Genomic DNA, 9,857 nt, shown 5'->3' on the forward strand with positions numbered 1-9,857 from the left:
AGAACGGCGAAAGGGCTCCCCGTGAGCCCCTTCGCCGTTCTTTAATGATCGGTGTGAAACGTTTGGCGACAGTCGCGCTCATGCTCCCCGTCCTGCTCGTCGGCTGCCAGGACGCCGCCTCGTCGGCGGGGAAGTACAGCACCGGAGGCGATCCCACCGACAGCCCCTGCGCCCGCGTGGTGTCCGCCATCGGGTACGCGGGCCTCATGCTGGGTCCGAAGGGCCAGGAGGACCGCCAGCACTTCGAGGACGCCCTGACCGGCCGCCTGGCGGAGGTGCACGGCATCACGCGGGAGTTCGGCGGCCGGCTGCCCGGCTCGCTGAGCGGGGCCGTGGAGACCGTCGAGACGACGACCGCGGGGCTGTCCAGGAACGACGTGCCGCGCGAGCGGCGGGTGGCGCTGCTGAAGCGCTACCGCGCGGCCGCCGACCGCATCGTGGCCGGCTGCGCATGAAAAGGAGAAGGGCCCGGTCCTGACGACCGGGCCCTTCTCCGTCACGCGGGTGCCGGTCAGCCCTCGATGTTGCCGGTGCGGTACTCCAGCGCCTTGACCGGGTACTTGTTGTCGTCGGCGTACTGGTAGATGCCGATGGTGGCGACCGCCGGGTCACCGGCGTCGTTGAACTCGACCGGGCCGCTGACGCCGTCGTAGTCGATGTCCTTGCCGGCCTTCAGCAGGTCGACGCACTCCTTGAAGTTCTTGCACTTCTCGCCGCCCTTGCTGACCTCGGCCAGCTTGGCCGCGATGTCGGCGCCCGCGTCGCTCTTGGCGGCCTCGGCGGCCAGCGCGATCAGGTTGGCCGCGTCGTAGGACTCGGGAGCGTAGGTGTAGTCCTCGAGCTTGGGGTCGACCTCGAGGAGGTTCTTCCTGAACGCGTCGGGAGCCGAGGCGCCGGGGTAGGTGCCCTTGACGCCCGTGAGCGTTCCCTTGGGCATCTTCTCGTAGTTGGTGTTCGACATGTTGCCGTCGACCATGTACCACTTGTGCTTGCTGGCCGGCATGCCCTGCTTGACGAGCTCGCCGATGACCTTCGCGGTCTCCTCGAAGCCGATCAGGACGATGCCCTTCGGGTTCTTCGCCTTGATCTTGGCGACGTCGGCGGAGAAGTCGGGCGCCTTCGGGTCGTAGTCGACCCGCTCGACCACCTGGGCGCCGGCGTCGGTGACGGTCTTCTCCACCTGGTCGGCCAGGCCGGTGCCGTAGGAGTCCTGCATCGCCATGATGGCGACCGTGTCGTTGCCGTCGGACACCACGAGGTCGCCCAGCACGCGGCCCTGCAGCTTGTCCGGCGGCGCGGTGCGGAAGTAGAGGCCGTTGTCCTTGATCGTGGTGAACTTGTCGGAGGTGTTGGCGGGCGAGAAGTGCACCACGCCGGCACCCGTGATCTTGTCGATCACCGACTCCGACACCGACGACGACGCGGCGCCGATGATGGCGTCGGCCTTCTGCGCCAGCAGCTTGTCCACCGACTGGGAGGCGATGTTGGTCGTCGTGTCACCCGAGTCGGTGTCGAACTTCTCGACAGGCTTGCCAAGCACTCCGCCGGCCTCGTTGATCTCCTTGAGCGCGAGATCGACCCCGGCGAACTCGGGCGGGCCGAGGAAGGCCAGCGAGCCGGTCTGGGGCAGCAGCGTGCCGAGGGTGAGCGTGCCGTCACCCTTCGCCGCGGCCGGGGCCGACGAGGATGAGGCGGGCGCGGCACTTTCGGAGGTTTGCGTGGCCGTGTCGCCGCCACCACCGCAGGCTGTCAGGGCCAGGCTGGTGGCAGCCGCGACAGCCAGCGCCCGTCCCACGGGAGCAATGCGGATCATGAAGTGTCTCCTTCATTTCAGGCCGGGGATCCGTCAGCACCGCCGAACGTTCCCGATCGAATGACGGAAACGTACAAAACTGTCGCATGCTCCAACCAGATGCCGCGAGGAACTGTCGGCACTTGGATGCGGAGTCGTAATCAGTCCTCAACTTACGGGACCTGCGGAAGCAGGCTTAATGTGCGTCAGGTGAGGCGTAACACCACATTCTTGGCCGCGGTGGCCCTTCTCGCCGGGTGCGGTTCCAGCGGGCCGTCTCCCGCGACTGTCTCGGGCCCGCCCGCCGGCGTCTCCGTCACGCTCGGGCAATGGCGTTCCGACGAACCGGCACACCGGCTTCAGGTGGCCGTGCGCAACACCCGCGACACCCCCGTCTATTTCGCCGACGTCCAGCTGGTGACGCCGTCTTTCCGTACGGTGCCCGCGAGCCAGGCCCGCGCCGCCATCGGCAGGACCGAGCGCACCGACCTGCCCATCCCGTACGGCGCCGCCAACTGCTCGCCCGACGGCCTGCCCCAGGTGCGGCCCGCCACCGTCGTGGCCCATCTCCGCACCGGAGCGGAGCCGCTGCGCAAGGTCGTCTTCGAGCTGCCCCATCCCGACCCGCTGCTGGCCAGGCTGCTGCGCGACGAGTGCTCGGAGTTCCTCATCAAGCAGGCGGTGAACATCACGTTCGGCCCGGAATGGACGGAGTCCGGCAAGGTCATGCGCGGCGACCTGGTCGTCACCCGGCGCGGCGCGGGAGCGGTGACGCTGGCCGCCATGGGCGGCACGACGCACTACAACGTCGCCTACGACGGCCGGCGCCTGGGCCTGCTGCGGGCCACGGAGCAGCGCCTTGAGGTGCCGATCGAGCTCACCCCCGCACGCTGCGACGGCCACGCGTTCGGCGAGGCCAAGAAGGCCTTCCAGTTCCCCGTGCGGGCCGGCATCGACGGGGGCGAGGAGCGGGTGGTCGTCGTGGCCCCGCCCAAGCCGCTGCAGGACCGCCTGATCGGCTACGCGTTCAGGGCGTGCGGCTTCGGCCGCTGAGCGACCCGCCGCACGCGGGGTCGCTCAGCGGCCGGATCCGCAGGGTCAGCCCTCGATGTTGCCGGTGCGGTACTCCAGCGCCTTGGTGTCGTAGGTGTTGTTCTCGCCGTACTGGTAGATGCCGATGGTGGCGACCGCCGGGTCACCGGCGTCGTTGAACTCGACCGGGCCGCTGACGCCCTCGTAGTCGATGTCCTTGCCCTCCTTCAGCAGGGCGGCGCACTCCTCGAAGTTCTTGCACTTCTCGCCGCCCTTGCTGACCTCGGCCAGCTTGGCCGCGATCGACGCGCCGGAGTCGTCCTTCGCCGCCTCGGCGGCCAGGGCGATCAGGTTCGCCGCGTCATACGACTCCGCCGCGTACGTGAAGTCGTCGAGCTCGGCGTTGAGCTTCTTGAGCTTCTTCCTGAAGTCGTCAGGGGCCTCGGCGCCCGGGATGGTGCCCTTGACGCCCGTGAGCGTGCCCTTGGGCATCTTCACGTAGTTGGTGTTCGACATGTTGCCGTCCACCATGTACCACTTGACCTTGTCGGCCGACAGGCCCTGCTTGACCAGTTCCGCGATGACCTTGGCGCCCTCCTCGAAGCCGATCAGCACGACCGCCTTCGGGTTCTTCGCCTTGATCCGCGCCACGTCGGCGGAGAACTCCGGCGCCTTCGGGTCGTAGTCGACCCGCTCCACGACGCTCGCCCCCGCCTCCTCGGCGGTCTTGGTGACCTGGTCGGCCAGACCGGAGCCGTAGGAGTCCTGCATGGCCAGGATGCCGATGGTGTCGTTGCCGTCGGCGGCGATCAGGTCGCCCAGCACGCGGCCCTGCAGCTTGTCCGGCGGCGCCGTACGGAAGTAGAGGCCGTTGTCCTTGATCGTGGTGAACGCGTCGGAGGTGTTGGCCGGCGAGAACTGCACCACGCCGGCGCCCGTGACCTTGTCGATGATCGACTCCGACACGGACGACGACGCCGCGCCCACGATCGCGTCCACCTTCTGCGCCAGCAGCTTGTCCACCGACTGCGACGCGATGTTGGTCGTCGTGTCACCCGAGTCGGTGTGGACCGTCTTGACCGGCTTGCCGAGCACGCCCCCGGCGTCGTTGATCTCCTTGACGGCCTGGTCGACGCCGGCGAACTCGGGCGGGCCGAGGAAGGCCAGCGAGCCGGTCTGCGGCAGCACCGTGCCGAGGGTCAGCGTGCCGTCGCCCTTCGCCGCGGGTGCCGAGGACGCGGCGGACGACGCCGGCGCGGACTGCTGCGCCGACGTGTCGTCGCCACCGCCGCCGCCACAGGCCGTCAGAGCCAGGCTCGCCGCGGCCGCGACGGCCAGCAGGCGTCCCGCTGGAGCAATGCGGATCATAAAGAAGACTCCCCCAATCTCAGCGAAGGAACGTCCCCTTCGCCGGGTTCTCCGAGCTCAGCATGCCGCTCGAATGGCACACCAGGGAGTTGTTACGCGACTTTTATACTGATTCGTAATGTCCCAAATACCCATAGTAATGGGATGTTCCACCACAGTTACGGACACTTCACACAAAGAACGGCCCTGACCCGAAATTTCGGGTCAGGGCCGGAATGATGGGGAAGGTGGGACATGAGGGAATGCGGAGGCCGCGCCATGACAGCGCCCTGACCGCGGCCCGCCCCGAAGGCTAGGACGCGACCGGGCACACCGCGTGGTGCGGGCGCCTCAGCCCCGCTCGGCCGCGTCGTCCATAACGATCTGAGCAACCTCGCGCATGCTCAGCCGCCGGTCCATCGACGCCTTCTGGATCCACCGGAAGGCCTGGGGCTCGCTCCAGCCGTGCTGCGTCATCAACCGCCCCTTGGCGCGCTCGACCAGCTTCCGTGTCTCCAGCCGCTCCGACAGGTTGGACACCTCGGCGGCCAGCGCCACCATCTCCTCGTGCCTGCTGACCGCCATCTCGATGGCCGGCACCAGGTCCGCCTTCGTGAACGGCTTGACCAGATAGGCCATCGCCCCCGCGTCCCTGGCCCGTTCGACCAGGTCACGCTGGGAGAAGGCGGTCAGGATGAGGCACGGCGCGATGCGCTCGCCCACGATGCGCTCGGCCGCGGATATGCCGTCGAGCACGGGCATCTTGACGTCGAGAATGACGAGGTCGGGTTTCAGCTCGGCAGCCAGCCGGATCGCCTGCTCGCCGTCGCCGGCCTCGCCCACGACGACGTAGCCGTCCTCCTGGAGCATCTCCTTGAGGTCAAGGCGGATCAGGGCCTCGTCTTCCGCGATCACTACTCGCCGCTGCGTACTCACGAGCGCAAGAGTACAGACGTCCGGTAGATTAGATCCACGCTGGCACCCGTTGCTGATCATCTTCAGCGGTGGAGCGCGGCGTTGATCCGGACAAGTCCGGAAAATCAGCCGGAATGATGGAATGGCAGACATGGACGCCTCAAAAGCGTCTGCTCGAAAGGGCGTGCGGGTTCGAATCCCGCTTCCGGCACTCCATCCTCGCGCGACGGCTCCATCTGCTGGAGTCGGTTCCCCCTCCGTGCAGGCCCGGCCCCTGCACATCGCCTGCGCTGCCAGCGGGCCCGTCCTCGTGCAGGAACGTGCCGGCGCCCGCAAGCCGTCCACCCAATCAGCACGGGCCGCGTGATGCGGAGGCCGGGGTGCGGGCACCGTCCGGCCGCCATCCGGGCTGCTGGGGATGGGCATATCGGGTGCCCTAAACTGGCGCGCTGACAGGAACGCATGATCATTGGAGTGCCGCATGGCTACGCTCTCCGGGCAGGATGACGATCGCGAGATCATGGCCGCGATCGACGGCAAGGTCGACCAGATGGTGCGGGAGTCCTTGGCGGCGCGGGATCGCGATCGGGTGATCGCCGGGGTCGGCGAGAGCGACGACGGGATGGTCAGGGCGAAGGCCGACGCCGACGGCGCGATCGTCGCGCTCGCTCTCGACCCGCGCGTGATGCGGCGTGACGCGGACCGTCTCGCCGAGGATGTGTCCGCGGTGCTCAGCGCGGCGCAACGGGACGCCCGGGAGCAGGCGCGCGAGATCCTGGACGGCGCCGCCCTTTCCTCGATCACGTCCGACCGGCTCGGCGAGAGCCTGGCGACCGACAGGGACGGCCGGGCGGTGAGCGACGTTCTCCGCCGCCTCCTGGAGATGTCCGGCTCCGGCTCCGGCGCCGTTGCGGGCGAGGACGAGCGCCGGGTGCCCGATGTCCTGGAGCAGCGGTACGACGAGCTGGAGAGCCTGGTCGGCACGGGCGCGAATGCGTCCGGACACGTCACGGCGACCGCGGACGCGCACGGACGCGTCCGCGAGATCAGCATCGGGCCCCGTGCCATGCGGCTGGACAGTCACGTGCTGGCGGAGGAGGTCCTGGCAGCCGTCCGCGACGCCCGGCGCGCGGTCGTCGCGCAGGCGGAGGAGAAGGTGGTCGACGCCCTCCCGGATCTCGATCCCGAGGCCGGCATCGACGTCGTGACCCAGGATGGCCCCTCGCGCCCGCGCCGGTGACCCGGGACGGCGCCTCGTGTCACGCCGGTGAGGCGCCGTCCCGGTTTCGTCCCTAGGAGACCTTCTCCTTCTCGAGTTCCGGGATCACCAGTTGCTGGCCCGGATACAGGTGGCCCTGGTCGATGCCGTCGATATGCCAGTTGGCCTGCTGGAGGAGCGACACGTAGCGCTCGCTGCCGTATTCGCGCTGAGCGATCGCCGACAGCGTGTCGCCGCCCTGCACCGTGTGCGTGGTGGCGCCGACCGGTTGCCTGGAGCCGGATCTCGACGGTTCGCCATTGGAGCCGTGATCCCAGTTCCGGTAGTCGGGGATCGTCAGGTCGACGGGCTCGCTCTGGCCGCGGGGGACCAGGGTGTAGTTGATGGTTCCCGGGAGGAGGCCGAGGATGCGGCCCTTCCAGAAGGGGTTCAGGTTGAGGAAAGCGTTGACCGGCCCGATCTGCCTGGCTCGGTAGGTGAGGCTGTTCTTCGGGAGCCAGATCTTGGTGCCGTCGCTGAGCTTCATCTGGGCGAGATGGGAGCCCTTGGGGGTCGCGTAGCGGACGTTGGTGGCCGACATCGCGCTGCCCGCGTTGGCGGGCCCGAGTTTCTTGACTCCCCATTTGTCCGCCCTGCGCCAGGCGAGGTGCTTCAGGCCGGTCGCGTCACGGAGCAGTCCGTAGTATCCGGCGCCGAAGACCGCGCTGACGCCGCCGACGATGACGCCGTCCTTGAGCGCGGCACCGAAGCTCTTGTTCTCGAACATCATGCTCAGTGCGGTGGCGGCGCCGGCGTTGATGCCGAGTTCGAGCGCCATGTTGAACCCGAGAGGGTGGGCCTGCGCAAACCTGGTGACCGAGCCGAGCCTCTTCATGAGAGAGAAGGCGCCGCCGAGGCCGAGGAGGAAGGACAGGGTGCCCAGCATGCCCGGGGAGACCGAGAAGGGATTTTCGACGCCCCGTCCCCAGTTCGCCAGCGAGGAGTTGACGTAGTTCGCGCCGACGACGCCGATCCCGTTCTTCATGAACCCGCTCAGCACCGGGCCGCGTCCGGCCGCGCTCTTCCCGAATCCCTTGCCCAGCTGACTGAGTCTGCTGCGCAGGAGTTTGATCACCAGCATGGCACGCTGCCTGAGAGCCTTGACCATCCTCACGAGGAAGGCGCGTACCGCCGGGTTGAGGATCACCGCGCCGGCCATGATGACGCCGATCGCCGCGAGCGTCTGCAGGGTGCGCTTGACGAGGTGCTTGGACCTGTGAGTCTCCTCGGCGGCGTTGCCGAGGATCTCGGCGGAGTGTTCGGAGCGCGCCGCCCACTGTTCCAGGGTCTGGGCCTGGTCTGTCCCGCCGCCGGAAGGGTTGACGTATCTCGTCCAGGCTGCGTGGTAGGTCTGGGCGGCGTCTCCGCCCCATCGCGCCTTCTCGACCTCGTCCTCGACCGCGTCGATGTCGGGCTGCAGCGCCCGGAGCCGACGGGCTGTGTCCTCGCACGCCTGCTGCATCTCGAGGAGCTTGCGCTCGTAGTCGTCGCCGAGGCCCAGCAGGTCGAGTGTCGCGTTGAACGTCACGGACATGGTGCCGGGATCGGGGAGCTCGACGCTCTCGCGGATGGGGGGCGGGTCGTCGGGCGGGAGGAGCCGCTCGCTCCAGCCGTAGTTGGCCGCGGAGTACTTCAGGTTGCTGCCGCAGTTGCTCAGAGCGCTGGCACGCCGGTACATGGAGTCGGACAGGTCGCCGAAGAACTGGTTGTAGCCGCTGGCGAGTTCCGCCGCGCCGTCCTGGATCAGGGCGTACGTGTTGACGTCGCCCTTCGCGTGTGTGACGAACGACCTGCGGATCCCTACGAGGCTCTCACCGGCGTCCTGGCTTCTCAGGCCGGCCCGCTTGAGATGCTCAAGACCCTCCGGACCGGCGTAGCTGAAACCACTACTGGCCATGCACTTCCTTAGTGACTTTGACGACGTGGCCGCTCGACGGGATCACCGCCGCGGTCTCGTGCCGGCACTGCGCCGCTGAGGAGGAGCGGCTTGTTCGACCGTAATTCGCTAGACATTAGTTGATCAGCAATCTTTCGGTCAACCGATCTTTTACTACCTGACGTCGGTCGTTTCATGACATTTCCTACATGTCGCAGCCCATCCAGTGACGAACATGATCGTCGCACGCTTATCTTTTAGGTTAGGCTTACCTAATTAGGCTCACCACAGGAGGCGCACATGCGGGTTGCGATGTTCGGCTACCAGACCTGGGGACACCGTACGTTGCAGGCACTGCTGGAATCCGGCCACGACGTGGTGCTCGCCGTGACGCACCCGAGGAGCGAGCACGCCTACGAGAAGATCTGGGACGATTCGGTGGCCGGTCTGGCGGCCGGGCACGGCGTTCCCGTCCTGCTGCGCGCCAGGCCGGACGACGAGCTCGTCACCGCGCTCAAGGAGGCGGAGCCGGACATCATCGTCGCCAACAACTGGCGCACCTGGATCCCGCCCGAGATCTTCGGGCTGCCCCGCCACGGCACGCTGAACGTGCACGACTCGCTGCTGCCCGCCTACGCCGGCTTCTCGCCGCTGATCTGGGCGCTGATCAACGGGGAGGAGGAGGTGGGCGTCACCGCTCACCTCATGGACGGGGAGCTGGACGCCGGCGACATCGTGCTGCAGCGCGCCGTGCGCGTCGGGCCTTCGGACACGGCCACGGACCTGTTCCACAGGACCGTCGCGCTGATCGGCCCGATCGTGCGGGACGCGCTCGCGCTGATCGAGAGCGGCCGGGCCGCCCCGGTCGCCCAGGACCGGTCGAAGGCGAGCTTCTTCCACAAACGGTCCGTCGAGGACAGCCGCATCGTCTGGACCTGGCCGGCCGAGGACATCGAGCGGCTGGTGCGCGCGCAGTCCGACCCGTACCCGAACGCCTTCACGTTCTACAGGGGCGAGCGCATCCGCGTGTTGAGGGCGTCCGTGTCGAAGGGTCTGTACGGAGGCACCCCCGGCCGCGTGTTCATCCGGGAAGGCGACGGAGTGGTCATCGTCGCCGGCCCTGAGGCCCGGAGAGGGCGCGGCCACGGGCTCGTGATCGAGCAGGTCCGCACGGAGTCGGGCGCGGACCTGCCCGCCACGGAGGTCTTCCGCACGATGGGCGGCTATCTCACCGACCGGTGACCTGAGAGGCCGAGCCGGGGACGGGGGCGGCCGGGTCGGCTCCGAGGCCGACGATCCGGTTGCGCTCGTCGACGTGCACCACGAAGGGTACGTGCGATCCCGCCTGGTCGTCGGCGACATGCCGGAAGGACATGATGATCACCAGGTCTCCGGGGGACACGAGGTGTGCGGCGGCCCCGTTGATGCCGATGACGCCCGAACGCGCCTGGCCTTCGATGGCGTAGGTGACGAGCCGTGACCCGTTGGCGATGTTCACGACATGGACCTGCTCCCCCTCGATGAGCCCGGCCGCGTCCATGAGGACCTTGTCGATGGTGATGGATCCGACGTAGTGGAGGTCGGCCTGGGTCACGGTGGCCCGATGGATCTTCCCGCCGAGCAGGATGCGCTGCATC

Annotated in this window: 9 protein-coding genes and 1 tRNA gene; 5 read left to right on the forward strand and 5 right to left on the reverse strand. The window is 68.1% G+C overall.

The window, feature by feature from the left end; translation table 11 throughout:
- The first annotated feature begins 53 nt into the window (after nt 1-53).
- Nucleotides 54-455 carry a hypothetical protein gene (locus ACTWPV_RS11185; protein WP_347642827.1) on the forward strand — a complete coding sequence of 134 codons (402 nt, stop codon included), beginning with the start codon at nt 54-56 and terminating at the stop codon, nt 453-455.
- Nucleotides 456-511: 56 nt separating this feature from the next.
- Here ACTWPV_RS11185 and ACTWPV_RS11190 read toward each other — a convergent pair whose 3' ends face one another.
- Entirely contained in the window at nt 512-1,813 is a 1,302-nt protein-coding gene (locus ACTWPV_RS11190) for an ABC transporter substrate-binding protein (protein ID WP_443151689.1), read from the reverse strand.
- Nucleotides 1,814-2,161: 348 nt separating this feature from the next.
- Between ACTWPV_RS11190 and ACTWPV_RS11195 the strand changes: the two genes are divergently transcribed.
- Entirely contained in the window at nt 2,162-2,845 is a 684-nt protein-coding gene (locus ACTWPV_RS11195) for a hypothetical protein (protein ID WP_443151690.1), read from the forward strand.
- Nucleotides 2,846-2,890: 45 nt separating this feature from the next.
- On the opposite strand, the gene ACTWPV_RS11200 is transcribed toward ACTWPV_RS11195, so the two are convergent.
- Both ACTWPV_RS11200 and ACTWPV_RS11205 read right to left on the reverse strand, forming a co-directional pair.
- The gene (locus ACTWPV_RS11200) at nt 2,891-4,192 is read right to left on the reverse strand and encodes an ABC transporter substrate-binding protein (RefSeq protein ID WP_347642824.1); all 1,302 of its coding nucleotides are present in this window, start codon (nt 4,190-4,192) and stop codon (nt 2,891-2,893) included.
- A 330-nt stretch (nt 4,193-4,522) separates the two neighbouring features.
- Nucleotides 4,523-5,167 (reverse strand): ANTAR domain-containing response regulator, encoded by a 645-nt coding sequence (locus ACTWPV_RS11205; protein WP_347643136.1) that lies wholly within the window; start codon nt 5,165-5,167, stop codon nt 4,523-4,525.
- Nucleotides 5,168-5,214: 47 nt separating this feature from the next.
- Here ACTWPV_RS11205 and ACTWPV_RS11210 point away from each other — a divergent pair.
- Both ACTWPV_RS11210 and ACTWPV_RS11215 read left to right on the forward strand, forming a co-directional pair.
- Nucleotides 5,215-5,297, forward strand: a tRNA-Leu gene (locus ACTWPV_RS11210).
- A 270-nt stretch (nt 5,298-5,567) separates the two neighbouring features.
- Nucleotides 5,568-6,326, forward strand: coding sequence for a YbaB/EbfC family nucleoid-associated protein (locus tag ACTWPV_RS11215; protein WP_443151691.1), 759 nt, complete (start codon nt 5,568-5,570; stop codon nt 6,324-6,326).
- Nucleotides 6,327-6,378: 52 nt separating this feature from the next.
- On the opposite strand, the gene ACTWPV_RS11220 is transcribed toward ACTWPV_RS11215, so the two are convergent.
- Entirely contained in the window at nt 6,379-8,241 is a 1,863-nt protein-coding gene (locus ACTWPV_RS11220) for a LysM peptidoglycan-binding domain-containing protein (protein WP_443151692.1), read from the reverse strand.
- Nucleotides 8,242-8,520: 279 nt separating this feature from the next.
- Here ACTWPV_RS11220 and ACTWPV_RS11225 point away from each other — a divergent pair, with 279 nt between their 5' ends.
- Nucleotides 8,521-9,462, forward strand: a complete 942-nt coding sequence (locus tag ACTWPV_RS11225; protein WP_443151693.1) for a methionyl-tRNA formyltransferase — start codon at nt 8,521-8,523, stop codon at nt 9,460-9,462.
- On the opposite strand, the gene panD is transcribed toward ACTWPV_RS11225, so the two are convergent.
- On the reverse strand, nt 9,449-9,856 hold the full coding sequence (gene panD / locus ACTWPV_RS11230; protein WP_443151694.1) for an aspartate 1-decarboxylase: 408 nt from the start codon (nt 9,854-9,856) through the stop codon (nt 9,449-9,451). The genes ACTWPV_RS11225 and panD overlap by 14 nt on opposite strands.
- Nucleotide 9,857 lies beyond the last annotated feature (1 nt).

Source organism: Nonomuraea sp. KM88, assembly GCF_052245635.1.
Classification (GTDB): domain Bacteria; phylum Actinomycetota; class Actinomycetes; order Streptosporangiales; family Streptosporangiaceae; genus Nonomuraea.

Bases quoted from the DNA above. Each gene is read 5' to 3' on its own strand.
- ACTWPV_RS11215 (WP_443151691.1), top strand. From the start codon at position 5,568: ATGGCTACGCTCTCCGGGCAGGATGACGATCGCGAGATCATGGCCGCG.
- ACTWPV_RS11200 (WP_347642824.1), bottom strand. From the start codon at position 4,192: ATGATCCGCATTGCTCCAGCGGGACGCCTGCTGGCCGTCGCGGCCGCG.
- ACTWPV_RS11220 (WP_443151692.1), bottom strand. From the start codon at position 8,241: ATGGCCAGTAGTGGTTTCAGCTACGCCGGTCCGGAGGGTCTTGAGCAT.
- panD (WP_443151694.1), bottom strand. From the start codon at position 9,856: ATGCAGCGCATCCTGCTCGGCGGGAAGATCCATCGGGCCACCGTGACC.
- ACTWPV_RS11190 (WP_443151689.1), bottom strand. From the start codon at position 1,813: ATGATCCGCATTGCTCCCGTGGGACGGGCGCTGGCTGTCGCGGCTGCC.
- ACTWPV_RS11225 (WP_443151693.1), top strand. From the start codon at position 8,521: ATGCGGGTTGCGATGTTCGGCTACCAGACCTGGGGACACCGTACGTTG.
- ACTWPV_RS11205 (WP_347643136.1), bottom strand. From the start codon at position 5,167: ATGATCAGCAACGGGTGCCAGCGTGGATCTAATCTACCGGACGTCTGT.